The 26378-nt window shown below is 55.3% G+C and carries 23 protein-coding genes; 13 read left to right on the forward strand and 10 right to left on the reverse strand.

Annotation, left to right across the window (positions count from 1 at the left end; all coding sequences use genetic code 11):
• Nucleotides 1-5 precede the first annotated feature (5 nt).
• From accC to VI895_00775, 12 genes are all read left to right on the forward strand, one after another.
• Nucleotides 6-1352: an acetyl-CoA carboxylase biotin carboxylase subunit gene (gene accC, locus VI895_00720; protein ID HLG18321.1), complete on the forward strand. Its 1347-nt coding sequence runs from the start codon at nt 6-8 to the stop codon at nt 1350-1352.
• A 130-nt stretch (nt 1353-1482) separates the two neighbouring features.
• Nucleotides 1483-4275 (forward strand): tetratricopeptide repeat protein, encoded by a 2793-nt coding sequence (locus VI895_00725; GenBank protein HLG18322.1) that lies wholly within the window; start codon nt 1483-1485, stop codon nt 4273-4275.
• On the forward strand, nt 4275-5300 hold the full coding sequence (locus VI895_00730; GenBank protein HLG18323.1) for an AAA family ATPase: 1026 nt from the start codon (nt 4275-4277) through the stop codon (nt 5298-5300). Before VI895_00725 ends, VI895_00730 begins: the two co-directional genes overlap by 1 nt.
• A 359-nt stretch (nt 5301-5659) precedes the next feature.
• Entirely contained in the window at nt 5660-7012 is a 1353-nt protein-coding gene (locus VI895_00735) for an IPT/TIG domain-containing protein (protein ID HLG18324.1), read from the forward strand.
• Between the two features lie 69 nt (nt 7013-7081).
• On the forward strand, nt 7082-7855 hold the full coding sequence (locus VI895_00740) for a prolipoprotein diacylglyceryl transferase (protein ID HLG18325.1): 774 nt from the start codon (nt 7082-7084) through the stop codon (nt 7853-7855).
• A gap of 7 nt (nt 7856-7862) precedes the next feature.
• Entirely contained in the window at nt 7863-9986 is a 2124-nt protein-coding gene (locus VI895_00745; protein HLG18326.1) for a thioredoxin domain-containing protein, read from the forward strand.
• 6 nt (nt 9987-9992) lie between these two features.
• Nucleotides 9993-11114 (forward strand): thioredoxin domain-containing protein, encoded by a 1122-nt coding sequence (locus tag VI895_00750; protein ID HLG18327.1) that lies wholly within the window; start codon nt 9993-9995, stop codon nt 11112-11114.
• Nucleotides 11115-11295: 181 nt separating this feature from the next.
• Nucleotides 11296-12468 (forward strand): hypothetical protein, encoded by a 1173-nt coding sequence (locus VI895_00755; protein ID HLG18328.1) that lies wholly within the window; start codon nt 11296-11298, stop codon nt 12466-12468.
• 107 nt (nt 12469-12575) lie between these two features.
• Nucleotides 12576-13013 (forward strand): cyclic pyranopterin monophosphate synthase MoaC, encoded by a 438-nt coding sequence (gene moaC / locus VI895_00760; protein HLG18329.1) that lies wholly within the window; start codon nt 12576-12578, stop codon nt 13011-13013.
• Nucleotides 13010-13609 carry a tetratricopeptide repeat protein gene (locus VI895_00765; GenBank protein ID HLG18330.1) on the forward strand — a complete coding sequence of 200 codons (600 nt, stop codon included), beginning with the start codon at nt 13010-13012 and terminating at the stop codon, nt 13607-13609. Before moaC ends, VI895_00765 begins: the two co-directional genes overlap by 4 nt.
• Nucleotides 13610-13709: 100 nt before the next feature.
• Nucleotides 13710-14345 carry a hypothetical protein gene (locus tag VI895_00770; protein ID HLG18331.1) on the forward strand — a complete coding sequence of 212 codons (636 nt, stop codon included), beginning with the start codon at nt 13710-13712 and terminating at the stop codon, nt 14343-14345.
• Between the two features lie 19 nt (nt 14346-14364).
• Complete coding sequence (locus tag VI895_00775; GenBank protein ID HLG18332.1) at nt 14365-14778, forward strand: hypothetical protein; 414 nt, start codon at nt 14365-14367, stop codon at nt 14776-14778.
• A gap of 170 nt (nt 14779-14948) precedes the next feature.
• Here the strand turns inward: VI895_00775 and VI895_00780 are convergent, their stop codons facing one another.
• The 5 genes from VI895_00780 to VI895_00800 all read right to left on the reverse strand — a co-directional run bounded on the left by VI895_00780 (nt 14949) and on the right by VI895_00800 (nt 20748).
• Nucleotides 14949-16289 carry an EAL domain-containing protein gene (locus VI895_00780; protein HLG18333.1) on the reverse strand — a complete coding sequence of 447 codons (1341 nt, stop codon included), beginning with the start codon at nt 16287-16289 and terminating at the stop codon, nt 14949-14951.
• Nucleotides 16290-16360: 71 nt separating this feature from the next.
• Nucleotides 16361-17227, reverse strand: a complete 867-nt coding sequence (locus VI895_00785) for a type II secretion system F family protein (GenBank protein HLG18334.1) — start codon at nt 17225-17227, stop codon at nt 16361-16363.
• Nucleotides 17224-18072: a type II secretion system F family protein gene (locus VI895_00790; protein ID HLG18335.1), complete on the reverse strand. Its 849-nt coding sequence runs from the start codon at nt 18070-18072 to the stop codon at nt 17224-17226. The genes VI895_00785 and VI895_00790 overlap by 4 nt, the downstream gene beginning before the upstream one ends.
• Nucleotides 18069-19343, reverse strand: coding sequence for a CpaF family protein (locus VI895_00795; protein ID HLG18336.1), 1275 nt, complete (start codon nt 19341-19343; stop codon nt 18069-18071). The genes VI895_00790 and VI895_00795 overlap by 4 nt, the downstream gene beginning before the upstream one ends.
• Before the next feature lies 1 nt (nt 19344).
• Nucleotides 19345-20748: a pilus assembly protein N-terminal domain-containing protein gene (locus VI895_00800; GenBank protein HLG18337.1), complete on the reverse strand. Its 1404-nt coding sequence runs from the start codon at nt 20746-20748 to the stop codon at nt 19345-19347.
• Nucleotides 20749-20864: 116 nt separating this feature from the next.
• Here VI895_00800 and VI895_00805 point away from each other — a divergent pair, with 116 nt between their 5' ends.
• Nucleotides 20865-21746, forward strand: a complete 882-nt coding sequence (locus tag VI895_00805) for a HEAT repeat domain-containing protein (protein HLG18338.1) — start codon at nt 20865-20867, stop codon at nt 21744-21746.
• A 10-nt stretch (nt 21747-21756) separates the two neighbouring features.
• On the opposite strand, the gene VI895_00810 is transcribed toward VI895_00805, so the two are convergent.
• The 5 genes from VI895_00810 to rlmD all read right to left on the reverse strand — a co-directional run bounded on the left by VI895_00810 (nt 21757) and on the right by rlmD (nt 26349).
• Nucleotides 21757-22935 carry an NAD(P)/FAD-dependent oxidoreductase gene (locus VI895_00810; GenBank protein HLG18339.1) on the reverse strand — a complete coding sequence of 393 codons (1179 nt, stop codon included), beginning with the start codon at nt 22933-22935 and terminating at the stop codon, nt 21757-21759.
• Nucleotides 22936-23010: 75 nt separating this feature from the next.
• Nucleotides 23011-23436, reverse strand: coding sequence for a helix-turn-helix domain-containing protein (locus tag VI895_00815; GenBank protein HLG18340.1), 426 nt, complete (start codon nt 23434-23436; stop codon nt 23011-23013).
• Nucleotides 23433-23624, reverse strand: a complete 192-nt coding sequence (locus tag VI895_00820; protein HLG18341.1) for a type II toxin-antitoxin system HicA family toxin — start codon at nt 23622-23624, stop codon at nt 23433-23435. The genes VI895_00815 and VI895_00820 overlap by 4 nt, the downstream gene beginning before the upstream one ends.
• 150 nt (nt 23625-23774) lie before the next feature.
• Nucleotides 23775-24926 (reverse strand): DEAD/DEAH box helicase, encoded by a 1152-nt coding sequence (locus tag VI895_00825; GenBank protein ID HLG18342.1) that lies wholly within the window; start codon nt 24924-24926, stop codon nt 23775-23777.
• Nucleotides 24927-25023: 97 nt separating this feature from the next.
• On the reverse strand, nt 25024-26349 hold the full coding sequence (gene rlmD / locus VI895_00830) for a 23S rRNA (uracil(1939)-C(5))-methyltransferase RlmD (protein HLG18343.1): 1326 nt from the start codon (nt 26347-26349) through the stop codon (nt 25024-25026).
• Nucleotides 26350-26378 lie beyond the last annotated feature (29 nt).

A 26378-nucleotide genomic window follows, 5' to 3' on the forward strand; every position in this document is an offset into this window, starting at 1 on the left:
CCTCTATGTTTCGTAAGGTTCTTGTGGCCAACCGGGGGGAAATCGCCCTTCGTGTCATCCGGGCTTGCCGGGAAATGGGAATCGCGACGGTCGCCGTGCATTCCGACGTCGACCGCGAATCTCTGCACGTGAAGATGGCGGATGAGTCGGTGTGTATCGGGCCGGCCGAAAGCCGGGAAAGTTACCTTTCGGTTCAGAGAATTTTGGCCGCGGCGGAAGTCACCAATGCCGACGCCATTCACCCGGGTTATGGATTTCTCGCGGAGAACGCCGAGTTCGCGCGCGTATGCGAAAAATGCGGCGTGGCGTTTATCGGTCCGACGGCCGCCAACATCGATTCGATGGGTGACAAGCTGTCGGCCCGGGAGGCCATGAAACAGGCGGGCTTGCCGATGATGCCTGGGATCGAAGTGGACGTGGACGACGCCGCCAAAGCGGCGTCGGTTGCCCAAGAAATCGGCCTTCCGGTGATCGTAAAGGCGACGGCGGGAGGAGGAGGAAAAGGCATCAAGGTCGTTCGCTCGATGGAACAGCTTTGGAACACGCTGAAGGCCGCTAAATCGGAAGCGCAGGCGGCATTTGGAAATTCCCGTGTCTACATCGAACGATATTTGGAGGAAGCGAGGCACATCGAGTTTCAAGTGGCGGCGGATGGAAACGGGAATGTGGTTCACTTTGGAGAGAGAGATTGTTCGATCCAGCGCCGGTATCAGAAAGTGTTGGAGGAGTCTCCTTCTCCGGCCGTGCCGGCCGATGTTCGGCGGGATATGGGTAAGATTGTGACCGACGCGATTCGTTCGATCGGTTACCGAAATCTCGGAACGGTCGAGTTCTTGATGGATCCGCAAAAACGGTTTTATTTCTTGGAGATGAACACCCGTATTCAGGTTGAGCATCCCATCACGGAAGAAGTGGTGGGAATCGATCTGGTGAAGCTCCAGCTTCGGCTGGCTGCGGGGGATCCGCTCCCGGTTCGCCAGGAAGATATTCGGATGCAGGGGCACGCCATGGAGATGAGAATCAATGCCGAAGACCCGGAGAAGTTTTATCCGTCGGCGGGCCAGATCACGGCCTATCACGTGCCTGGAGGGCGAGGCATTCGGGTCGATTCGGGTGCGTACGACGGCTACGCCATTAGTCCATATTACGATTCCATGATCGCCAAGCTGATCGTTCATGGTGTAGACCGGCCGGAGGCGATTGCCAAAGGGGAGGTGGCTCTGCGCGAATTCCTCATTGAAGGGATTCATTCGAACATTCCGCTGCACCAACGCATTCTATCGAACCCGGAGTTCCGGAGTGGGACAACGAGCGTAACGTTTTTATCTAAATTATTGAATTTAAAGTATTAAAATTTACATAACAGGGGATACTTTTGTTTGCGCTCGTGTCCTATAATAGAAAGGTTGAGGTCCGTAAGGCCGGCCTGGTAGGTTCACACCGCCGGGGAGGCGGATTCACGACCGCAGGGGTCTATGTAACTTGGCGTTTAACCGAAATAAATCGCTGACCAAGGCGCAGAAACTTCTCCAAAAGGGGAAGGTCGCCGACGCCATCAAGGACTACCAAGAGGTGGTCGACAACGACCCGACCGATATTCGTACGCTTCTCAAGATCGGAGACCTCCAAGCCAAACTTGGAAACATCGAAGCGGCCAACGACACGTATCGGAAGGTCGGCGAACACTATGCGAAAGACGGATTTTTTCTCAAAGCCGTCGCCGTTTTCAAACAAATTCTTAAACTCGATCCGGGTCTCATTACCGTCTACATCCGCTTGGCCGAGCTTTATCAACAGCTCGGCTTGAACAGCGAGGCGATGAAACAGTACCAGGTCGTCGTTCGTCATTACGAAAACAAAGGTCTCAAAAAGGAGTCCCTCGACGTTCTCCGGAAAATGTCGGAGCTGGATCCGGAAAATACGTCCAGCAAGATCAAGCTGGCGGAACTGTACGCCCGCGAAGGGCACAAAGAAGCCGCCACGGATCAGTTTAAGGCCGTCACCGAAGATCTTCGAAAAAAGAACAACTTCCAGGATCTCGCGCGCGTGTTCGAAAAAATGGATTCGTTGGGGATGGCGGATTCGACGATTAAGTTGGAACAGGCGGAGATGTATCTCAAGACCGCCGAACCTAAACGGGCGCTGACGGAGTTGCAGGCGCTTTTCCAGCAAGATCCGAAACATCCTCCCACGTTGGAGCTGCTGGCTCGAAGTTTCCTCGACTTGCAGCAGCCGGAAAAGGCCAAATCGGTTTACAAAGAGCTCGTGGCGGTTTTAGACGCGAAGGGGATGCTGGAGGAGCGCGACCGAATTATGGCGAAACTCCGCGCGTTGGGAGTCTCCGCCGCGGCCGCAGCCGCATCGATTCCCTCAGCGCCCTCGACGGCTCTACGGGCCGAAGCGTCGAAACCGGCGCCGCCGCCTGCGGCGGCGGGTCCGGTCGATTCCACGAAAGTCTTGGGCGAAGTGGATGTCCTGTTGCAATACGGCCTTGTCGACAAGGCATGCGAAACGCTGGTGCGAATCGTGATGAGCGACCCAGAAAACGAGTCCATACGGAAAAAACTGATCTCCGTTTATCTCACCAGCAAGGATGTCAATGCGCTTGGCGAGGTTTTGAATCGCGCAGCGAAAACCGCGGAATCCCGGAAACAAAATGAACTCGTGAACACGCTGCGAGCCGAAATGGCTTCGCTCGGTATCGGAGCTGCGGCGCCATCGACGAAGAACGAAGCAGCGCCGTTGAATCCGGCGGACATGGGAGAAGCGGAAATCAGCAATGCTATTGAGCTGGAGATCGTGGACGATGAGGCCTCGGCCGCTCCGGCGGTGGAAGCATCCCCGGAAGTTTCATCGGCGCACATGGAAAGCGAGTTCGAGCGACCGGTTTCCGAGGCCGGAGAACCCTCGTTTGATTTGGACGCTTCAGAAATCGTCGAGGACGGCGGAGAGGAGCCGGGTGAAAAGACCGTATTCGAGCCGCAAGTCTCGGCACCCGCTGCGGCGAAACCGGTGCCTCCACCGGAGGTCCCGACCGAAGACGTGGATGCGGCGATTCACTTTGACCTTCCCGACGAGTCCTTTGAGATTTCCAGCGAACCTTCCGCGCCGGTGGCCGAAGAGCCGGCCCCGGTCGTTGAAGACGAGGCGGTGGTGGAAGTGCAAGAGGCCGAAGAAGCGGAAGCCGTCGAGATTGAAAGTGCGGCCGCGGAAGCGGAACCGGAACCGGAAGATGAAGAAGAGGAAAGCGGCGAGGAGCCGGTGGTGGAAGAGACGCGGCAGTTCCGCCATTCCTCGGCGGAACGCAAAGATCATTTTACGACGGACATGGAAGAGGCGGCTTATTTTGTCCAACAGGGTCTCCTCGATGAGGCGATCGAACTGTACGAAGATATTCTCTCCCAGGATCCGAAATATTCCCCCGCAGCGGAACGATTGGCGGAATTACGCGGCGTAAAACCCGCCCGGTCCTCCGTTCGACCGGGATCCTCGGAACCGGAACGCCGAAAGGAAGCGCGGCCCTCGAAGGTTCAGCTCGACGAGGTCTCGCAGCCGAAATCGAAGAGCACGATGCGCGTGCTGTCGGAGAAAGCAAAATCGGCAGCTCCGAAGGAAGACTTCTTCGACCTCTCTAGCGAACTGCAGGACGAGATTTCAGACCTTGAAGCGGCGCTGGACAAAAAGAAAAGCCCGGACGAGGAAGAATATCTGAGTCCCGAAGAGGTAATCTCGGAATTTAAAAAGGGCGTCGCGCGCACCGTGGCGAAGGACGATTACCAGACCCATTACAATCTGGGGATCGCTTATCGTGAAATGGGCCTTTTGGACGAAGCGATTGCAGAGTTTCGGGTGGCTTTCCACGACCCAAAGATGAGCGTTCACTGCGCTTCGATGATCGGTCTCTGCCTTGTCGGTAAACGGGACTTCTCCGCCGCGATCGAGAATTATCGCAGAGCGTTGGCTCAGATCTCTCCGCAATCGGTGGAGGCATTGGGTCTCAATTACGAGTTGGCCGAGGCGCACATCGCCAGCGGAAACTTGACGGAGGGATACAAACTCTTCGCTCGTATTCGAGATGTAGACCCTGCTTTTCGCGATGTGCGTCGCCGCGCCAAGGAACTCGAAGCGGATTTGGGTTCGTCTGCGCCGCCGCATTCCGCGCCGGAAAAGCCGGCGGAACCTAAAGCCAAACCAACTAAGGTCGCGGCGGAAAAAGGCGAAAAAGAAGATCAGGTGAAAATTCGCGCCAAGAAGACTAAAATCTCGTACATCTAATGAGTTACCTGCAGTACTACGGCCTCGAACAGGAACCTTTCTCGAACGCTCCCGTCAGCCGATTCTATTTTCACTCGAAGCAACATGATCAGGCGCTTCTGCGTCTCCGGCGCGTGACGGATCAGATGAAGGGTCTGGCCGTCCTGGTCGGAGATATCGGCGCCGGCAAGACGACGCTCGCGCGAAAGATGCTCGATAGCCTTCCGGAGAGTGATTATGAAGCTGCGTTATTGGTGATCATTCACTCTTCGATTAGTGCTCAGTGGCTGCTTCGGCGGATCGCCCAGCAATTGGGAGTTCAAAAGCCGGCGGAGACCAAGCTTCAGATTTTGAGTCAGCTCTATCGGCGGCTGCTTCAAATCGCGGATAGCGGCAAAAAAGCGGTCGTATTGATCGACGAGGCGCAGATGTTACAGACGCGGGAGATCATGGAAGAGTTCCGCGGCCTACTCAATCTGGAAATCCCCGATAAAAAGCTGATTACGTTTATTTTCTTCGGTCTTCCCGAAATCGAAGACACCCTGAAACTCGATCCTCCTCTCCAACAACGAGTGGCGTTCAAATACCGACTGGATGCCTTTGATTCCGAATCGACGCGTCGCTACATCGAACACCGCTTGAATCTTTCGGGTGCGACGAGAGCGATTTTCGATGCAAGCGCCATTGATGCCATCCATCAATATTCAAGGGGAATTCCGCGGTTGATTAACACGCTGGCCGACAATGCGTTGTTTGAAGGATTTATCTTGAAGAGTGAAACGATTCGGACGGAGATCATCGAAAACATCGCCGTGGATCTTGGGCTTTCCGTTGCGCAAAAACGTGAGCTCCGGGTTGTCGGCAGCGATCAACCGGTCACCGTCGTGGACGAGGTATCGTTCGGAAATCCATTGGCGGAACCGCCGCTCATCCCTGAAGTGGAACTGGCGGAAGAGAAACCCGCGGAGCAACCCTTTGAGCGGTCCGAAACGCCGGAAAACGAGGATATTGATTCCATTCTCGCCGGCCTCGAAGAGAAGCTTTAGTGTCCCGAGTCCGACATATCTTGATAGACGGCCGCCGCTGCATCCCGGCTGGCTGCGTTGCTCCTCCTCAGCGTGCGGCCCTGCAAGTACGCCATCGTCGTCGCGCCTTGCCATCCGGGTGCATCGGTGTCCTTTGTTATCAAGCTATCTCGGACTCGGGACACTAGACGCCGAGATCCTGCTCATCGCTATCAAAAAGTCTAAACTCCTTGCGTAGTAAGCTGGCATCAGTGGTTTAAGTACTTGTAATTTCAATTGAAACTCCCTGGCATGGGCATTGCTGTGATCAGCTTAGGGAGTATTCGTTGAATTACGGTGGTTTAAGAAATTCGTACATTGCGATCAACTTTATCGGTCTGATGGCGCTGTTTTCGGGGTGTAGTTCCGCTGGAAAAACCACGGGAATCCCATTCCAGGATAAGGTGGTGGTGACGAACATCGATCCGAGCGCCGGGGCGGGTGGTGTAGTCGTGGCGATTAATGGATCGGGCTTTTCTGAAGTCACTCACGTTTTCTTTGGACCGAATGAAGCGGCTATTTTGACCGTCGCGGACACGTCCGTTGTCGTGACGGTTCCGGCCGGAACCGCCGGAGCCGCGGATGTAACGCTCGAGAACGATGCTGGGGATAGCGTAATCTTTACCGGTGCGTTTACGTATACTGCGACGACAAATTGCACCAACGGACCGCAGGTCGATCCGCTGCCCGCATTGGCGGGGACAAACGGGGATGCCGTTGAAATCCGCGGAAAGAATTTCGTCATAGATCTTTCTCACTCCACGACAGTCTCGATCGGAGGTGAGCTCGCAGATCTGGCGTTTGCCGGGCGGATCAGTTCGACGGACATCATCGTGAAAGTCCCGAACCTGGATTCAAAATGCCCGGCGCCCGTATGTTCGGTGGATCTGGTGGTCGTCAATCCGGATGGTTGCCAGGCCGTGCTGGCCGGCGGCTTTTCGTATATTCGGAGCGACACTGACGGCGACGGATTGAGCGATATCGAAGAGCAATCCTGTCAGTCAGATCCGCTTCAGATGGATACGGATGGTGACTGCCCGCAAGGTGCTGACCCGAAATTATGTGCCACGAACGACTACTATGAGTGCACTTATGCCGACCCGAACCATATCGACGCCAATGGAAAACCCATTCATCTGGATGCCCGGAAATGGGACACCGACGGCGATAATTTGAGCGACTACAACGAGATCGTGCTCTGGGCAGCCGATCCGCTGGATCCCGACACGGATTGCGACATGAACCCGGACGGCGAGGAAGTCCAACCGTCTGATCCGCTGGTTACTCCCACATCGCCCACTGTGGCCGATCCCGCTATCGCATACAAGGGTAACTTGGATACAGCAACCGGAGGTTACAATTGTAACGAGATCGGTGCGGACGTCATGACCCTACTGGTGTCCGCTATGAACCCCCGTGCCCTCGACCCGCCCCATGAGTGCAAAGTCGAATCAATCATAATCCGAGGAAAATCGTACGGTACCTACTCCCACTTTTCTGTCTACGATAATCTGCTTACGTGGAGCGGTGACAGTTGGTACCCGGGTAACGGGGTAATGTACGATAGGATCATAGCCAATCCGCACACGGACCTATGGATCCCGGCCGGCGTCACGGGCCTTACCATCAATGGCTTTAGCGGCGACTATCCTTACATTTGCCGGATCTCGTTTCTGTATCGACGCGCGTACTAAGCCCAGTTCACTGAAGGCAGACAAAACATTCTTCGCCATCACCGGAGATGCTGTAGACTTTCGCTGGTGATGCCCTATCTGCAGATCCCCCGGTTTCATTTCCTCGGCCTGCAAATCGATATTTTCGGCGTCCTGGTTGCCACCGGATTTCTTCTCGGATCGCACCTGGCGGCTCGGCGGGCGGTCCGAATGGGCCTCAGTCCGTTGCCGATTCACGACGCGGCGCTCTTGGCGATCCTCTGCGGGATGTTCGGCGCTCACTTGATGCATCTCGTCGCCTACTTTCCGAAGGAACTGATCGAAAAGCCCTGGCGGATTTTTCAGGTATGGTCCGGAATCTCTTCCTTCGGTGGTTTTCTGGGTGCGGGTCTTGCGATTTGGTATTACTTCCACCGAAAAAAAATACCGTTTTACCCATACGCCGATGCGTTGATGTTCGGCATGGCACCCGGATGGATTTGCGGGCGGCTCGGCTGTTACACGGCCCACGATCACCCGGGGCGCCTCACCGATTTCTTCCTGGCGGTGAAATATCCGGGAGGGTCGAGGCACGACCTCGGCCTTTACGATGCACTTTTGGCAATGGCGATGACCGGTGTGGTCTATTTCTTGGGGCGGAAAAATGCGAAACCAAGACCTCCCGGATTTTTCTACGCGCTCGTTCTGATTCTGTACGGCATCCCGCGGTTTTTCTTCGATCACTTAAGAGCCGTGGACGTTCCGCGGCCGGACGCGCGTTACTTCGGGTGGACGCCGGGACAGTATTTGGCGGCGGCCCTCGTGACATTCGGCGCGTACCAGATGGTGCGAGCGTATCGGCAAGAATCGGCATCCACCGACTAGAGATGATATGACCCGCACCCGACATCACCACGCGGACGGTACGCCGAAATTTACGAACCGGCTTGCGCTCGAATCGAGCCCCTATCTCTTGCAGCATGCTCACAACCCGGTCGACTGGTATCCGTGGGGCGACGAAGCGTTCGAACGCGCCCGAAAAGAAGGTCGTCCGGTTCTCCTGAGCATCGGATACGCCACATGCCACTGGTGCCACGTGATGGAAGAGGAGTCGTTCGAGGATCTCGAAATCGCGGGTTTCATCAATCATCACTATGTGCCGATCAAGGTCGATCGCGAGCAACGACCCGACGTCGACGCTGTTTACATGAACGCCGTTCAGACGCTGACAGGCGGGGGTGGTTGGCCGATGACGATGTGGCTGACTCCCGACAAAAAGCCGTTTTACGGAGGCACATATTTTCCGTCCAGAGATGGAGATCGCGGCGCCCGCATGGGTTTTTTAAGTCTTCTTCAGCGATTGTATCAGGTGTATCGAGACCAACCGGATCACGTAGCGGAGCAGGCCTCCGAGTTGTCCAAGGCGGTGGCTGCTCAAATCGCTCCCGAACCGGGCGGCGCGGTTCCCGGCGTGGCCGTATTGCACGAGGCGTTCCGATGGTTCGCCGGCCAGTATGATCCCTCGTTAGGGGGATGGGGTCATGCGCCGAAATTTCCGCGTCCCGTATCAATCGAATTTCTCTTTCATTACGGCGTTCGCGCGAACGAGCCGAAGGCGATTGAGATGGCGCTGCACACGCTTCGGATGATGGGACGCGGGGGAATGTACGACCAGCTTGCCGGGGGATTCCATCGATATTCGGTGGATCCCCATTGGCTGGTGCCGCATTTTGAGAAAATGCTCTACGACAACGCCCAACTCGTCATCGCTTATTTAGAAGCCTTTCAGCTCACGGGAGAAAAAGAATTTGAGCGGATTGCGCGAGAGACGCTCGATTACGTGTCACGGGAAATGACGGACTCGGAAGGAGGCTTTTATTCGGCGACGGACGCCGACAGCGAAGGAAAAGAAGGAAAATTCTTCCTCTGGTCGAAAGCGGAAATTTTCGAACATTTGGGCAAAGAGAACGGGGAGATCTTTTGTGAATACTACGATGTGACCGAGCGTGGGAATTTTGAAGGCCATAACATCCTTCACATCGGCATACCGCTCCATGAGGTTGCGGCGAAAAAAGGTCGTTCCGAGGCCGAGGCGCTACGAAGTCTGGAAGAAAGTCGGACGAAACTTTATCGAATTCGGAAGAAGCGAATTCCTCCTTTGACCGACGACAAGATTCTCACGGCATGGAACGGCCTGATGATCGGCGCGTTTGCCCGCGGCGGGTTTGTCTTGGCGGAACCGAAATATATCGTCCAAGGGAAACGCGCGGCGGAATTCGTGCTCGAAAGGCTCATGGAGAACGGACGACTTCTACGAAGTTGTCGTCGTGGAAAAGCCCAAATGAACGGATTCCTCGATGACTACACTTTCCTGATTTTCGGGCTTCTCGAACTGTTCGAAGCGAGCGGAGAAGTTCGGTGGTTGAAGGAAGGAATCGCTTTGCAAGAATATCTGCTCTCTCATTTTTGGGACGAAATGAACGGCGGGTTTTTTATGACGAGCCGTGATCACGAAACGCTGATTGCTCGAGAAAAGCCGTATTACGACGGCGCCGAGCCGGCCGGCAATTCCGTGGCGGCTCTGAACCTCCTGCGATTGGAATCTTTCGCGACGGAGGCGCGGTACGGGGAGCACGCCCGGAAGGTCTTGCAGGCGATGTCTCGAATCCTCGAAAATGCGCCCCACGTCGCACCCCTCTTGTTGACGGTGCTCGATTATCATTACGATCTTCCCAAAGAGATTTTGATCGTTTCTTCGTCGACGGGGGCCTTAGACAACCCGCTGATCGACCGCCTCCGCAAGACCTACATCCCGAATCGCGTGATTGCGAATACGGAAGAAGGACAGCGCCAAAGCGACCTAGGTAAGATAGTTCCTTGGTCCCGAAATCGCACAACGGAGGGGAAGCGAGCAATGGCGTATGTGTGCGAAAAACAGATCTGTTCACTCCCCACGTCCGAACCGGAAGTCTTTTCCAAACAACTTGCCAAAATAAGACCGCTGGAGAACAAATAGAGAATCATGATCGCGCCGGCTACGACAAAGAAGAATATCCGTTGGATTCTGGCACTGTCGGCCGTCGGAATCCTCGACTCGATCTGGCTGCTTGTTCTGCATCTTTCGACCGGGTCTCTTTCCAACGCCTGCGCCGTCAGTTCATTCATCAATTGCGACCTTTTGCACTTTAGTGCGTACTCGGAAGTTCTCTCCGTTCCGGTGCCCGCCTTCAGCATTATTTTCTATTCCTGGATGCTCACCGTGGTCTTGGCGGCTTGGAAGCGCGCAGAAGCCGATGCCACCCGTCCCGCGGCTTATTTGAGATTAATGTCGTGGGGCGGACTTTTCGTGACCGTATACTTTGCATCGCTCTCGGCTTTTGTGTTGAAGGCAATTTGCCCGTTTTGCACGCTGCTTTATGCGGTGAACATCGCTCTTTGGATCGTCACGTGGCGGTGGATGAAGGGGATCGGCCAGCCCTGGGGGCATCTCGTGCGCTACGATCTGCGCAGAGCGCACAAGAGTCCGTGGCTCTGGATTCCAGGGGCCGCCTTTCTTTTCGTGATCATCGCGTTGCCTCGTCTGTTTCCGAAACCCTCGTTGTTGTCCGAGGAACAGCATTCGATCGCGTCTGAAGATCGCCGCTCTCTGGGACTAAAAGAATCCCCCATCACCGTAGTGGAATTTGCTGATTTTCAATGCCCCTTTTGCAAAGTCGTGGGGGAGTTTTTGCGGCAGCTTGAGTCTGAAATGCGCGGGCGGGTACGCCTGGTCTATAAGTTTTTTCCCCTCGACAAGAGCTGCAACCCGTCGGGAGGCATGCATCTATATGCGTGTCACGCTGCGTTCGCGGCTTTTTGCGCCAGTCTTCAGGATCGGTTTTGGGAGTACAGCGAACTCCTGTTTTCGAAACAGGAGGATCTTCCCGATCGGCAGCTTTACGCCTTCGCAAAGGAGCTGGGGCTCGACCTTTCGAAGTTTGATCGCTGCATGAACGACGACCTCTCTCGAAAGGAGATCAGGAAGGATATTCAAGAGGGGCATCAGCTCAAGATTCGCGGAACGCCGGCGCTCTTCATCAACGGCAAACTTTATTCAGGTCCTCCCACCCTAGACGCGATCCGGCAGGCGATTTCAAACCCTTAGGTTCGTTTCGGGTGGGGCGCGGATGCCCTCGTTTCCCGCCTCATGGCCGGGACTTCGCCAGAGCTAACTTACTGAAAAGACTTGTGTTCCAAGGGCATGGTCTTTGCCACTAGAATAGATCCGGATGAGGACCCTGGGACAGATCAGAAGATGGATCGTATTCGCATCGGTTCTTCTCTCGATGAGTGGTTGTCGAAAGACGCTGAATCCTCAGTTCTTGCCGAAGAGCGGAGAGATTGATGTGCCCCTGAATGCCGTAGGGTTTGTTTCCTTTACGGGAGACTCCGCGATTCGAGACAGCGACATCAACACGGACAATTTCCGATTTACGGAATGCGCGGACCAGAACGGATCTGGGGGCGATTCACAGAATTCGTCATCCTCGTCCGATTCTTCGAATGACAGTTCCGGTTCGCAGAGCGGTGACTCGAAGGAGAAGACCAAAACACAATCCACTGCGGGATCCGCCACTCCCGGAAGACTTTGGTGGCGGACGCTTCCTTCCGATGAACCCTCGAGCAACGGTACGCAGAAAGGGGTTGTTACCGAAGTGTACTTTATTCCCTATGGCCCCCCCGGTTCCCGCTCCCCGCTGAAGGAGGGGACGGATTACTGTTTCGAAGTGGCCGGTACGGTGAAGGATGAAGGCGGAAACGAGGCCCTGACCGGCAGCACGACGTTTACCACCGAATCCAGCTCCTCGTTCAGTTTTGCGGCGCCGGGGAAACCGGTTCAAGCGGAGTTGATCGTCCGAGAAGACCCCATCTGGCCGCAAGACATGGTCGTTCTGCATTTTACCAAGGCCTTAAATCCAAACGAAGTTCTGGAAGGAACTTATGCGTGCCGGACTCGCGAAGACATTCCGCGAGATGAGTTTGATAACGGAAAGGATAACGGGACGGAAGAGCCGGACAAAACGCCTCCTCAAGCAAAGACTCGAAAGGGAGGAAAATCCGTAAGTCGTACGGTCTCAAGCGCCGATGAAGAATGTTCTTCCGGCTTCCGATCCCCCGCAAATGTCGTTCTGCTGGAAAACTTGGACGAAAAAGACGGTGTGGTTTTGGCGGATTTCAACACTTATGCCGTCGGCGGGTTGTTCGCCGGCGATCAGAATGCGGATATCGAGTATCGGATCGAAGTGGACATCGGCTCTTCGCGTAAGGATTCCAGCGGAAAAGCTCGCGTGTCGATCATGGGTCCGGATACGGGCCCGGCGTCATTTCGAATTAGAGACGATGGCATCGTTAAGAGCGCGGATGACGTGAGGAAAGATGTCATCGCCTCGGTGTCTGAGTCTGAGTCCAAAATTCGACAGGGTTATGCAGCGTTTATCGAACTGGGCCGTACGCACTAGAAAAGAGGCCCGGCCGCAGCACGTTGGGCTTTTGTTTACAGCATGGTAATTTATACGTCCCCGTGAAATCTTCCCGATCCTCACGTTCGCAGCTATCCACGGTACGAATGATCGATATCGCGCCTAAGAAGGTGACCGAGAGAGTGGCGAAGGCCCACGGTGTCGTGAGGCTCTCCGAGAAAACTCTCCGATCCATTGAAAGGGGCGAGGTGCCGAAAGGGGACGTCCTCGCGGTGGCGCGCGTGGCCGGAATCATGGCGGCCAAAGAAACGTCCAGGATCCTTCCGCTCTGCCATCCGATCCCGTTGGAATCGGTCGATGTGGAATTCACGCTTCGCCATCGTCCGACGGAAATCGAAGTGAGGACGACAGCTCGCGCGACCTGGAAAACAGGGGTTGAAATGGAAGCCTTGGCCGCGGCGGCGGCGGCCGCGCTCACGATCTACGATATGTGCAAGTCGCTGGAGCGGGGGATTACCCTCGAGCGATTGGAACTTGCGGAGAAACGAGGGGGCCGCAGCGGAATCTGGGTGCGTCGATCGTGATCTGGCCATCATGGGCCGTGATCTATCTCTTCCCGGGTCTGTTGTGTGGGATCGTGGTTGCGTTTGCAATCGGGCTGATCCGCGCTCTTAAGGAAAGGAGTGCCGAAGGGACCCTTCCTACAGTTCCCGACCTGGACAAGAGTTTAATCGCGGCGCTTGTCCAAAGCGGAGATGTCGGCCAGGCCCTAAAGAAAATGGAAGGCCTGGTACGTGAGCATCCGGAATATCCCGATCTTCAGCACCATGTAGCCGTTTTGTTACGGGCAAGCGGCCGTTTCGAGGACGCTCGTCGGGCTTGGCAGACATCGATTCGCCTCAACCAAAACTACGTCGAGGCCCGTCTGGGCCTGGCCGATCTGCTCTACGGCTTAGAAGACCTAGAGGGAGCCGAGGAACAGTTTTCCGAAGCGGTTCGGCTGCGACCGCAGTTCGCCGATGCTCAACTCGGACTAGGGAAAACGCTTCTTAAATTAGGTAAGGTCGATCAAGCAATACACGCCTTGGAGAAAGCCAAGGCCATCAACCCTTCCCTCCACGCGGCAGAAGAATTGCTGGGTGAATGCCGAAAGATTTCTCATGCGCCAAGAAAGGCATAGATCGAATTCCGGCGTGACCAGAATATTAAATGATATCAAGAAGTTACCGTCAGTTTTTCGTAGGCGTTGTTGGCACGCTCGTTGCGGTAGAATGAATTTAATGGACCCCAGATATCAGGCAAGAACATTCTTTTTGGTTATCGGCCTTGCAGGGGTTATCGCCCGGCCGGCGCTGGCACTTCCTCCATCCTCTACTCACGTCTCGACACGGGATTTTTCGGGATTAGGGATCAACCGCGGATCAGTCAACGGTGGCTTCGATTTTGGTCCGCGTTCATCGTTGCAGTTCGGTGGGTCGCGTGGATACGATCCCTACTACGACAGGTACGACAACTTTTCCTCGGGAATGTTGCCTCGCAATTACTACCCGGACACCGGTATGTATAGCTACCTCCTGGCCCGATACAGCCTGCAGCAACCGACGACCGCTAACTTGATCAGCAATGTTTTCGATCTTTTCCTGGGTGACAGCGGGACGTTTGCCGACCGTTGGACGAATTTCTGGAAACAAGGCCTTTTGAAGCCGCTGGGGATGAAAGCGGTCGCAGCCGTCCTAGGTCGGACGAAGATCGATTCGTATCTTTCGGTGGCCGATCGGTATAAACGGGGTCTCACCCGGTCCGGCGGCCAAGTGTTAAGACCGTTCCAGCAATTCGCTTGTAACCGATTTGGTCAGCAGCTCCGGGGATCCTCGTATTCCCAAGTGGGCGATGTTTTTCGTCACTTAGGTTACTAATATTGCGTAAAATAGCGCCGTGAAGTTCGTGATGCGGCAATCGTTTCTATTCCTGGTCGTTCTTTTCGTTTTTGCCGCGAGTTGCGGAAAGCCGAGGGTTCAGAAATTATCCGAGCGGGCCGATTCCTACAATCGGGCGCTTCGGTGGTCCAGCATCACGGCGGCAAGCACGTTAATCGCCGAAGATGTTCGTCGATCGGTGATTCAGGACTTGCTGCAAAAGATCGGCCGGAATCGAATCGTGGACTACTCGATAGTCGACCTTGGTGTGGATCCCGAAGAGATCAAAGCGAGCATCCTGGTCGAGTTCAGCTATTACGGAATATCCGATCAGGACCTGAAATATCGCCAAGAAGTTCAAAACTGGGCGTGGGATTCACGGCAGAGGGATTGGTTTCTGCGCGAAAGCCGAGATCTTCCCGCGCCGAAGTAAGGACCCGTGACAAAATAACCTAGACATTTTTGCTTGGTCTTTTGAACCAGCTCTTCGTTGTTCGTCCTCGCGTTAGTGCCTCTGGCTAGCGCTTCGTCCTCACGCCTCGATCTGATTCAAAATCCGTTGCGCAAAAATTGTCTACCTTATTTTGTCACGGGTCCTAATGTCTAAGCGTCCATCCGAATCTTGTCTGAAAGCAAGGAGCGGTTTCGGCGAACCTGACTCTGCGAACCGTCTTTTACAAGATCCGCAGCCGTCATCGATTTGGAAAAATAAAATCCCTGCCCAAAGGCGACGCCTGTTTTCATCAAAAAAGCGAGTTCCTCACGGCTCTCGATCCCTTCTGCGATAATGATGGCATCTATTTTTTTGGCCAGAGCGCAAAGCAGGCGGAGCATTTCTTGTTTGATTGGACTTCGGTTGATTCCGCGGACCATGGACAGATCGAATTTAAGGTACCGCGGATTAAGTTCCACAATCGCTTCCAGCGTCGAATAGCCGGTCCCGGCGTCGTCAATGGCGATCGCCATGCCGATATCGGTGTAATAGCGCATCGCTTCGCGGAACGATGAAAAATTCTCGATGGCGGCCCGCTCCGTTAACTCGAATACGATATTGGAGGGTTTTTTGTCCACGTCCCGGAGAAGATCTTCCAGGTATTTTCCTCGAAACTCGGGGTCGTGAATCGTATGGGGAATCGTGTTGATGAAAAGTTTGCAGTCGGAGGGAAGCGGAGCCGCTGATCGGAGCGCCATCTTCCGGCAGAGGCGATCGAGTTCGAACACCAGTCCGGCGTCCCGCGCCAGGGTGAACAAGAGGGTGGGGGATTCAAAAACGGTCCCGGCGGGACCCCGGCTTAAGGCTTCGTATCCCATGATTGTGCCGGTATTGAGATTCACAATCGGCTGAAAAAGCGTCGTCACCTCCTCGGACAGAATCAATCGCTGTAGTCTCTCTTTGTTCCGTATTTCCGTACGCGGAGATTGCAGATAAGCCATTTCCCGTGCCTCATCGATCAACCGATGCAGCAGCCGCCGAATCCGAATCAACGGGTTGTGAACAACAAACGAATAGCCGATCAGGAGTCGCGGCTTTTCCTTCGTGTAGTGATAAAGCAAAGCGAAAACCTGCGGGAAAAGATATTCCTGGACGCGGTCGGCGACCATTTCCACATCGTGCTTTTGAAGTTTGCCCGTCTCCCGTTTATCTCTTTTTTCGGAGAGAAAGATCATGAAGCCGGTGCCGCCGATGTCCGAAATCGCAAGCAGGTCGTTTTTCCGGACGATGGATCCCTGCATTCGCTTCAATAATTTCGTGATGTCGCGAAGAATTTTGTCGAACACCTTCGGGCCGTGAGCTTCTTCAACCCGGTCGAGGCCGTTGATGTTGAGATAGAGCATCCCGATCGCAAGGTCGTCCCGTAGCCACTGCTCGAGGTCCGGCAGGAGGGCTACGTAGTGAGGCAAATGACTGACCGGATCGACGAAGTGCAGGGTTTTGCTATCCATGATTTGATTCTACGAAAGGCGAATAATATCAATAATATAGCGGATTAGTCGGGTCTTGGCTAGGGGGCGGGTTAAGACCCTGAAAATAAACGCATTCCGATGGGGGCAAAGAGCAAAATAAAGACCACGGGGAAGATCAATCCAATCAGAGGAAGGAGCATTTTGACCGGAGCTTTCTGCGCCTGTTCTTCGGCTTGACGCACCAAATCTTTTCGGAGCGCTTCGCTTTGAAGACGAAGCAGGCTGCCCAGACTCGACCCCAATTCTTCCGATTGCCGGATCGCGGAAGCCCATAACGTTAGCGATTCCACACCGGTTCGGTCCGAAAGGCGCGTGAACGCTTGCGATCGAGTGTTGCCCATTTTCACGTGCTTCAGCGTCATCGCAAGTTCGTCGCGCAAGGGATGATTCGAGTCTCGAAGAATGATTTCTTCCACGGCTGCCACGAGATCGAGTCCGGCCTCCAGAGCTAAAGTCAGTAGGTCGAGATAATAAGGAAGAGCGAGGACGATCTCCCGCTGTCGTTTTCGGATCGCCGCCTGAATTCGCATGGACGGCCAGATGAAGCCGGCCAAAGGAAGCACAACTAGCAAAACGGGGAGATCCGTTGCGAGCCAAAGGCAAAAGCCGAGAATCATTCCGCCGAGACAGAAGAGAATCTTTGTTGTGACAAATGATCCGGCCGAGGAGGAGGATAGTCCAGCCCGCTCAAGGGTCTTACCGATCGTCTCCAAGGATGATTTCGGAAATCGTTGATGAACGTTATGGACGGCCCAAGCATAGAGCGCGGGAAGGAAAGCGGAGACGGAGCGAGGTTTCTCTTTGCGTTCCTTGTGGATCTCCACCGACCGATAAAAGTTCGTGAGAAAACCTGAGGTAGGTACGGAGAGATACCGCAGCGCAAAGAAAATGCAGCCTATTCCGACCCATTCCATCATCGCAAGAGCTCCGCTCGGCAAATTCGATGGATCCAAAATCCACCCAGCGTCATGGCGATCGCGCAGAGCGCGAGAAGCAGGTGGCCGGTTGTCGTGGTCAATAAAGGCTTAAGATAACCGGGCGCAATCATCTGCAAGGCCCCGGTCATAACGATCGGCATGGCGATCGCGACCCACGTTTGTACTTTCCCTTGTGCGGTGAGCGCTGAGAGGCGGTCGCGAAGGGCCGATCGCGCGCGAATCATCTCCGCCACACGGTCAAAGGCTTCCGCCAGGTTCGAACCGACTCGGCGGGAAATGCCGACCGCCCGAACTACGATCTCAAGATCGCGGCTCGGAAAACGTTCGAGAAGGCTTTCCAGGGCGCTTTCCATGGATACGCCTAGGCGCAACTCCTTCAAAACCAGTTCCAGTTCTTGATTAAGGGGCGGGGGTTGCGTGCGCGTCAGAGCCTCAACGGCGCGCTCGAACGTGTGTCCTGCGCGCAGAATCGAGGAAAGCTGCGGCAACACGACCGAGAACTGTTTATGAAAGAGCGCACGACGCCGTCGCTGGAGCAGCCGCAGGAAGAGATAAGGCAAGAGCCACGCAGACGCCAGGCAGACGGCTAAGGGGAGAAGCGAACGGAAGAGCAGCGTCGCCAATAGACCTGCGAAAGCGATCCATCGAGTTCGCTGCCGGAACGTGTGCGGTTCGATGAAAAGAAATTCGTTGGCCAATCCCTGTCGGACCATTTTCAGCCATTCGGACTCCATTCGCCGAAAGTTCGTTTCATGGCGGCGAATCACCGGCGGCAGGACCAGGAAAATCGCGAAGAACAAACAGACAGAACCGAGAGGAATCATGCGGCCTTCCCTAGGGGGTCCAGAATCTTCAGAAAAATCTCGCGGTCATTTGACCCCACGAGACCGAGAAAACGGGGGACGCGGCCGGTGCAGCGAAGCGTCGTGTCGCCGTGCTGCCGGAGAAAGAGATCCTGTGTGAGGATCGTTCCTTCTTCGGCCCCGCACACCTCCGTAACATGCGTTACGCGGCGCGTGCCGTCCGCCAGGCGGGCCTGAAATACGATGAGATCGAGAGCGCTCGCGATCTGTTCCCGAATCGCCCGTAAGGGCAGATCGAATCCGGCCATCAAGACCATGGTTTCCAGTCGAAGCAGGGCGTCTCGGGGAGAGTTCGCGTGAGCGGTGGTGAGGGAGCCGTCGTGACCGGTGTTCATCGCCTGCAACATGTCGAGGGCCTCGCCTCCCCGGCATTCACCCACCACAATTCGGTCGGGTCGCATACGCAACGCATTGCGAACCAGATCGCGGATGGCCACTTCGCCCTTGCCCTCGACGTTTGCGGGTCGTGTTTCAAGCGAGACGACATGATCTTGGGGAAGCTTCAACTCGGCGGCGTCCTCGATCGTCACGATGCGCTCGTGCCGCGGAATAAATCCGGACAGAGCGTTCAGTAATGTTGTTTTTCCGGAACCGGTCCCTCCGGCGATGAGGATATTTTTCCGGATGCGGACGGATTCGCTCAGAAACGATGCCGCCTGATCCGTCAACGATCCGAACTCGATCAATCGGGAGACGGAGAGGGGGACCTTCGAAAATTTTCGAATCGTGATCGTCGGGCCGTTGAGCGCTAAAGGAGGAATGACCGCATTGACGCGTGATCCGTCCGCCAGGCGCGCATCGACCATCGGGGAAGACTCGTCAATTCGCCGGCCCAGCGGAGAGACGATCCGATCGATGACGGAGCGAAGCGAGCTGTCGGAAATAAACTGAAACGGCGTTCGCTCGATTTTTCCGCCTCGTTCAACGTAAATTGCGGTTCGACCGTTCACCATCACTTCGGTCACGCTCGGATCTCGGAGAAGATTTTCCAGGGGTCCCAGGCCCACCGCTTCGTCCACGATATCCTGGACGAGAGCGGCGTCATCCGCCAGTCGATAATCCTGATGCATTTTCTCCAGACATTGCCGGACGAGATTTTCCACTTTTCGACGAAGGGAAGCGCCGCGAAGTTGGGTGTAATCGGCCCGACGGAGATCGATGATCTCCAAAAGGTGTTCGTGGAGAAAAGCGCGGGCGCGGTCGCGAATCTCTTGGGGAATCGTTGACGACATGTCAGTCCAGGATCGACAGTTCGAGTTCTTTGTTCTTCTTTTGCATCCCTTCGTCCATGTGACGAAGTTGTTTTTCGTGCGTAAAGCTTCCGGGGTCGGCGGGAAGGGGTGTGAGGAAGACGAGGAATTCCGTTTCGTTCTTCTGAAAGGAGCGGCTCTTGAACAGCTCTCCCAGGATCGGGATGTGTCCGAGGAGGGGAACCTTCTTAATGTTTTTTCGCGCCCGGTTTCCGATAAGACCTCCGAGGACAATGGTGTCACCGAGGCGGAGATTTGCCGCAGTCTTGACGTTGTTTTCGACGATGCCGGGAATGTTGTCGATGGCTGTGGCCGAGTCGAGATCACTCACTTTCGCCTCAATATCCAGAGAAACTTTTCGCGATTGGTCCGCCTGTGCAGTGACATTTAAGCTGACGCCGTATTGTTTAAAGATAATGTTGGCGGTCCGTTCAGAAACCAAGCGAATCGGAATTTCTCCGCCGGCCATGAACGATGCCGGTGTCCCGCTTCGGCAGAGAAGCTTCGGGTTAGCCAGCATTCGGGCGTATCCCTTTTCCATGAGCATGCGAAGAGAGCCCTCGGCCTGGAACCCGAGCGTTGTACTCGACATCGACCCCGTGCCGATCGAGCCACTCCCTTTTAGATTGATCTGATCGGGCCATCGAACCCCCACTTCGCCGAGCGAATTGCTCCGGACTTCCATCATTTTGAGATCAATGAGTACGAGCGGAACACTGTTAACGCCGACGGTCAGTTGATTAGAGACGCGTGAATAGATCGAAGAGACCACTCGCTCCGCCCGCTCGGCATCCGATTTCTTGGATACTTCACCTTCGAGGTAGAGCGTGTCGCCGGCAGCGCGAATCTTTACATGTTCAAAACCGGCCGCATCGAGCGCCGAGTCGGCTTCTTGGCCGAGATATTTGAGAGCATTCTGGTTTACGCGCGTGAGGTTGACGACGGCGGGATACATTTGGAGAACTTTATGAATCCGGTCGAGGTCCTCGCCACGAAAGACCTGTCCGTCAATGATCAGGCGACCGCCATTTACTCGAAGGCGGATGCCTTCAATCCCTTTCAGAAGCGCACCGACCTCAGGCTCCAAGTTACGGACGCCGCTCTTCACCTGGATCGAGTAAGTCTCTTTCTTGTTTCCTTCGGACCAGATAATGAGGTCGGTTGTCCCATCGGTTAAACCGGTCACGATGACCTGTTTGGCCTCCGGCAACGCTTTGACGTCCGCGACGGCCGGATTTCCGATGGCGACGCGAACGACTCCCGGAGCCTGAATCACCTGTTGGTGACCTGGAGATATGGAGATCGGGCGCCCGGCAAAAACGCTCGAACTCCAAGCGGCCAGGCCGGCGCTGAGAAGGAATCGAAGGATATGAAGTTGGTGTTGCATCGAGAGCGCGTTAGCGCAAGCCGGGTGCCAAACAGCTAAAACTCTATCTTGCTAAAATCTATGGTATTTTTGTCGCAGCCGTGAATCGTACAAGATCTGAAGTGCTCCCCTTGAGAATGAAAATCGGTCTTTGGGTTTTGGCGGCGGTACTGATCGTGGAACTGCCGGGCCAAACCCAATCCGCTTCCTCTCCGGATCCTTTAAACGTCCTCACCAGTGGATTTGAGAATCAGACGTCCGATGTTCAGCAGAAAATTCTTCGGCACGTGGGGCTGCTTCAATCCGAGGAATCCATACCGTTCTTGGCGAGCGTGGCGTTGACGGAGTCGTTCGGTCAAGAGGTGCGTCGAGAGGCGCTGAAGGCTTTTCTGGCGTTACGGTCCCCCGAACGCTTTCGCCCCGTTTTACGGCCGCTTTCCAGCACATTGCTTGAGCTCACTTCGATCATCGATGCGTTTTTGGAAATCGACGACCGGCAATTGGTTGCCCCATTTGTCCAGGCGGCTGTCCAACCGGAGATCGACGAAAGAATCCAGCGCAAGATGATTTTGGCCGTTCTCTCCTTGTGGAGCGAACGTGAATCTTCACACGAAAATTTCGAGCTTTGGCGAAAAACTAAAGCGAGCGAGATCCTCGCAGAGGTCGCGAAAAACTCTACGGGCGCCCGACAATCGCGCGCACTGCTTGTTCTTGGGCGAATTCATGATGAGGCATCGACGAAAGCCTTGATCCGCTTTTTGGATTCGGATGACCACGCTATCGTGGCCTCCGCCATCAAGGGGCTGGCTCGGGGGGGTGAAAAAGGGGCGCCGGCCCTCGGGAGGTTTCTCCAAAAGTCGAAGTCGCCCGAGCTTCGGCGGTTTGCCGTCGAGGCGCTCGGCCGGATCGGAGGAGCCGCATCCGTGAGGGCCTTGGAATCGTATCGATCTCGAGCGGAGCCATCCGAGAAAGGCCTTGTTTCGGAAATGCTGGCGCGGCTTAAGAAGAAAAACCGGTGAGAGAGTTGACCTACACGACTTGACCCGCCGCCCAGCCGGATGCCCAGGCCCACTGGAAATTGTACCCGCCCAACCAGCCGGTCACATCCACGACTTCGCCTATAAAATAGAGTCCCGGCACCTTCTTGGATTCCATCGTCTTGGACGAAAGTTCGTTCGTATCGACGCCGCCTCGAGTGACCTCCGCCTTGTTGTAACCGACGGTTCGTTTGGGAATGAATTCCCATCGATTCAGCATTCGACCGAAAGCCTCTAGTTTGGAGTCAGCGATGGATCCGATCGGCCCCGAGTCGGCCAGATACTGGTTGGAAAAGAGATCCGCAAAACGGTTGGGAAGGAGAGGGACAAGCAAACGTTTCACCCGTGCGTCCGGATTTCTGCGCTTTTGGTCGATCAACCAGGCGGAGGCGCGGATCTTGGGCAGGAAATTGACGCTGACAACGTCACCGGTGTGCCAATACAGAGAAGCTTGCAGAGCGGCGGGGCCGCTGAAACCGACGTGAGTGAAAAGAAGACTTTCACGAAAAGAGGATTTGTCGCATTGAATTTCGGCATTGAGGGAAACGCCGGCCAACGATCCGAATTGCGTCCGTTCCGGTTCGGCGAAAACAAAACCGTCAAGCGCCGGGGCGGTGTCCACGATGTTGAGTCCAAACTGGCGGGCGATGCGATACCCGAAATCGCCGGCGCCGATCCGTTGAAAGGAGAGGCCGCCGGTGGCGATCACCAAGGAATACGAATCAAATTCATCTCGACTCGTCACGCAATGGAACGTGGATGTTTTTGTGACACTTTCCACGCGGCAATCGAGAAAGAGCTCGACGTGGGCGGTATCACATTCGCGGATGAGCATGTTTACGATTTGATCGGCGAGGCCGTCGCAAAAGAGCTGTCCCAAATGTTTCTCGTGAAAGGCGATTTTGTGCCTCCGGACCAGCTGAATGAAATCGGCCGGCGTATAACGGGAAAGGGCGGAGATCATGAATCGAGGATTTTGAGAGACGAACCGCTGGGGCACCGTGCCGGTGTTCGTGAAGTTGCACCGTCCGCCTCCGGAAATAATGATTTTGCGGCCCGGCCGGCCGGAGTGTTCGAGGAGAACTACGGATCTCCCGCGCTTACCAGCTTCAATGGCACACATCATTCCGGCTGCGCCGGCGCCGATGATGACGACATCATAGGAGGCCATGGGGGATACTATCGCGAGTCCGACATGCCTTGATAGTCAGTCGCCGCTACGTCCCGACTCGATCCAGAAGGTTTTTCATGCCGCAAGGCGGATATCGATATTCTCTCCCAGAGCTTCGCTGATCGTAACAAGAGTCTTGACGGTCGGGTTTGATTTACCCGGAGTTTCCAACTTCTGAAGTTGTTGAAACGTGATGCCGATCCGTTTAGCAAGCTCCTTCTGCGTAAGTCCATGCCTCCGGCGTTCCTGGCGTATCAGCAACGGGATTAATACATCTTCATAGGGAGTAACCCACTCATACCGCTTGCTTCGTCGAACCTTCGAACGAGGCAGATCCCATTTCGGATCACGCGCTTCCTCCAGATATAGGCTCATTGCTTCCCGCGCATTTCGGCGAGCTTCATCCCTGGTCGCTCCGTCACTAAAGCACCCCGGGAGATCCGGAAATTCAACGGAGTAACGAGTGCCATCTTTATAGATCTTTGCTTGATACCGAATCATAAGAGTTTCTCTCCCGTCTGTTTTTCTATCGCGCGCACCAATCCAATTCCCAAATCGTGGTTGGCGTGGACAGGCACCTCCGTCATTTTTCCCTCCTTAACCAGTTTGACATGAGAACCTCGCTGGCTTTTCACGACCCATCCTCGCTTTCTCAGGATTTTGATGACCTTCTTTCCCGAGATGGGCATTCGGCATGTATACAGCAATTATGCTGTATTTCAAGACTTTAGGCAAGCGGATGCCTCTATGTAAAAAGAAAAGGGCCAACCTTCCGCCCGGCCCCCCGGTCGCATCGGCGTCCTTTGTTATCAAGCTATCTCGGACTCGGGACACGAGGGTTAGCGCCAGCGGCGTCTCCGGTTGTCCCGTGGACCCGGGGTGGGTGCGCGTTCCAACTCGACTCTTTGATGTATGGCCTTCTCGATTTTCTGCAGCAGTTCAAGATCGTACTGCGTCACAAATGTGATCGCGTCTCCCTCCTTTTTTGCGCGGGCCGTCCGGCCGATCCGATGGAGGTAATCGTCCGGGTCTCGGGGAATGTCGAAGTTGACCACATGCGAGACGTCGTTGATGTCTAAACCACGCGAGGCGATATCGGTGGCCACCAAAACTCCGATTTCGCCGCGCCGAAAGCGTTCCAGCGCTTCCACGCGTTCTTCCTGCGGCCGGTCCCCGTGAAGCGCATCGCAAGCCACGCCCGCGTTGTGCAGTTTTCGATCCAGACGGCGCACCTCGTTTTTGGTCCGGGCGAACACCAAGACCGATTCCATCCTTTCCGCTCGGAGGAGGCGGAGCAGGAGACTTTCTTTGCCGGTCGGCGATACCTCGAAGAATCTTTGCCGGACGGACGCGACAGGCATCTGCCGGCCGATCTGAATTTCCTTCGGATGGCGCATGAATTGCCGGGCCAGTTTTTTTACCTCGGGACTGAGCGTGGCGGAAAAGAGCAGCGTTTGGCGCTCCGTCGGGAGTTTCGAAAGAATGGTTTGAACGTCGGGCAAAAAACCCATGTCGAGCATCCGGTCGGCTTCGTCGAGAACCAGCACCTCGACCGAACCGAAGTCGACGTGGTCGAAACGAAGATGATCGAGCATCCGTCCCGGCGTGACGATCAGCACTTCGACCTTCTCGCGGATCACGCGTTCCTGGTAACCGAACGACAAACCTCCGACGACGCACGCGGACGACACACCTGTGTAATAAGCCAGGCCGGTCAGCTGTTCGTCGATTTGTATGGCCAATTCACGCGTGGGAGTCACGATCAGCGCCCGGGTCACGCCTTCAGGAAGGCGCAACAGTCGGTCGATCAACGGAATCAAAAAGGCCGCGGTCTTTCCCGTCCCGGTCTGCGACGCGCCGAAAAGATCGTGACCTTCCAGGGCAAGGGGGATGACCTGTTCCTGGATCGGAGTCATTTCCCGGTATCCCATGTCGCGGATCCCATCCAGGAGACGGGAATCGAGAGGAAGGTCTTCAAAAAGCCGGCTCACGTGCGCGTTCTTATCCTTTCCTTCCGAGGGGGCAAGGTTTGTTTTGAATGAACGAGGGGGTGCCGTGGATTCAAGAACCGTGACGTTGCCGTTCTTTTCAGCGCGCTTCGAGGGCCGTCAAGATTTCGACATGGTACGTCTGGGGAAACATATCGAACGGTTGAATCCATCGAACCTGAAATCCCGATTGGAGCAACACCTTGAGATCTCTCGCCATTGTGGCCGGCGAGCAAGAGACATAAAGAAGATTCCGAATGCCGAGGGAGGGAAACGAGGCGATAAGGTTGGGGTGAAGGCCCTTTCGGGGGGGATCGACAATGGCCGCCGGAAATCGTTCGCCTTCCCGATGCAGACGGAGAAGGATCGTATCCGCTCGTCCCGCTCGAAAGCGTGCCCGATCGGAAAGATCGTTGGCCTGTGCGCTCGTTTGTGCACTGCGGATAGAGTGATGGGCGATTTCTACGCCCAACGTTCGAACTCCTTTCCGTGCGAGCGCCAAAGTAAACAGACCCGCGCCACAGTAGACATCCAATATAGAGTCGATCGCTCGTTCGCCGGCCCATTCGATGGCATGTGCGACGAGCTGTTCGGTGATTTCTGAATGGATCTGAAAGAAAAGGTCGGGTCGCACCAAGTACTGTACGTCTCCGATTTCTTCGGTGATGCCTTCTTTCCCATGTACGAGGATCATTTCATCGCCGAAGGGCGAATAGCTCCCTGCCTTTATCCGCGTGACATAAAGCGAACGGATATTGGGTATCGTCGACAGCCTTTTTGCCAAGTCTGAATCCGACGAATCGACCGTCGTGCTGAGGATAACAGCGCATGCCCCGGTCGTCGCGCGGCGGAGCGTAACGTAGGGCAATTTGTCGGCGGAAAAATCCTCAAGCGCATGCCGAACGGAACGCCACAGATCATTGAGTTCGTCTTGGGCGATCGGGCAGGAATCGATGTCGAGGACCTCCCGGCGGTTCCGAAACGAAATGTATCCCTGAGATCCCCGGGCCGAGCGGTGGTACGTGACGCGATTGCGATAGTTCCAGAGTTTTTTCGGAGAGAGAATCGGTCGGACGTCGAGCCTCCCGGGGCCGATTCTTTCGAGAGCGTCGCGAATGTGATCGACTTTTTGTTCTGCGGCGAAATTCGATGGAAGGTGTTGATAGTGGCATCCGCCGCAACGGTCAAAGTGCGGGCACTTCGATTCGATACGATGCGCGGAAGGCCGAAGAACTTCCAGAGCCAGACCCCGGCCGTACCGCTTTCGAACGTCCGTGATTTGCAACCTGACGAGATCTCCCGGAGCGGTTCGAGGGACGAAAACGGTGAATCCTCCGGGATGGGTGACTCCGTCGCCGCCGTAAGCGAGGCGGTCCACGGAGGCCGTAAGAATTTCTCCAATCGCGGGGATGGGGAGCAGGGGAATATCCGTGTCCGATCAGTTCGCTTCGGTTT

The sequence above is a fragment of the Bdellovibrionota bacterium genome (assembly GCA_035292885.1).
Lineage (GTDB): Bacteria > Bdellovibrionota_G > JALEGL01 > JALEGL01 > DATDPG01 > DATDPG01.

Excerpts from the sequence above, each read along its gene's own strand:
- VI895_00735 (HLG18324.1), top strand. The coding sequence starts at position 5,660 with ATGGCGCTGTTTTCGGGGTGTAGTTCCGCTGGAAAAACCACGGGAATC.
- VI895_00795 (HLG18336.1), bottom strand. The coding sequence starts at position 19,343 with ATGTCGTCAACGATTCCCCAAGAGATTCGCGACCGCGCCCGCGCTTTT.
- moaC (HLG18329.1), top strand. The coding sequence starts at position 12,576 with ATGATCGATATCGCGCCTAAGAAGGTGACCGAGAGAGTGGCGAAGGCC.
- VI895_00790 (HLG18335.1), bottom strand. The coding sequence starts at position 18,072 with ATGATTCCTCTCGGTTCTGTCTGTTTGTTCTTCGCGATTTTCCTGGTC.
- VI895_00730 (HLG18323.1), top strand. The coding sequence starts at position 4,275 with ATGAGTTACCTGCAGTACTACGGCCTCGAACAGGAACCTTTCTCGAAC.
- VI895_00820 (HLG18341.1), bottom strand. The coding sequence starts at position 23,624 with ATGCCCATCTCGGGAAAGAAGGTCATCAAAATCCTGAGAAAGCGAGGA.
- VI895_00750 (HLG18327.1), top strand. The coding sequence starts at position 9,993 with ATGATCGCGCCGGCTACGACAAAGAAGAATATCCGTTGGATTCTGGCA.
- VI895_00770 (HLG18331.1), top strand. The coding sequence starts at position 13,710 with ATGGACCCCAGATATCAGGCAAGAACATTCTTTTTGGTTATCGGCCTT.
- VI895_00815 (HLG18340.1), bottom strand. The coding sequence starts at position 23,436 with ATGATTCGGTATCAAGCAAAGATCTATAAAGATGGCACTCGTTACTCC.
- VI895_00745 (HLG18326.1), top strand. The coding sequence starts at position 7,863 with ATGACCCGCACCCGACATCACCACGCGGACGGTACGCCGAAATTTACG.
- VI895_00785 (HLG18334.1), bottom strand. The coding sequence starts at position 17,227 with ATGATGGAATGGGTCGGAATAGGCTGCATTTTCTTTGCGCTGCGGTAT.
- VI895_00740 (HLG18325.1), top strand. The coding sequence starts at position 7,082 with ATGCCCTATCTGCAGATCCCCCGGTTTCATTTCCTCGGCCTGCAAATC.
- VI895_00755 (HLG18328.1), top strand. The coding sequence starts at position 11,296 with ATGAGTGGTTGTCGAAAGACGCTGAATCCTCAGTTCTTGCCGAAGAGC.
- VI895_00805 (HLG18338.1), top strand. The coding sequence starts at position 20,865 with ATGAAAATCGGTCTTTGGGTTTTGGCGGCGGTACTGATCGTGGAACTG.
- accC (HLG18321.1), top strand. The coding sequence starts at position 6 with ATGTTTCGTAAGGTTCTTGTGGCCAACCGGGGGGAAATCGCCCTTCGT.
- VI895_00780 (HLG18333.1), bottom strand. The coding sequence starts at position 16,289 with ATGGATAGCAAAACCCTGCACTTCGTCGATCCGGTCAGTCATTTGCCT.
- VI895_00800 (HLG18337.1), bottom strand. The coding sequence starts at position 20,748 with ATGCAACACCAACTTCATATCCTTCGATTCCTTCTCAGCGCCGGCCTG.
- VI895_00810 (HLG18339.1), bottom strand. The coding sequence starts at position 22,935 with ATGGCCTCCTATGATGTCGTCATCATCGGCGCCGGCGCAGCCGGAATG.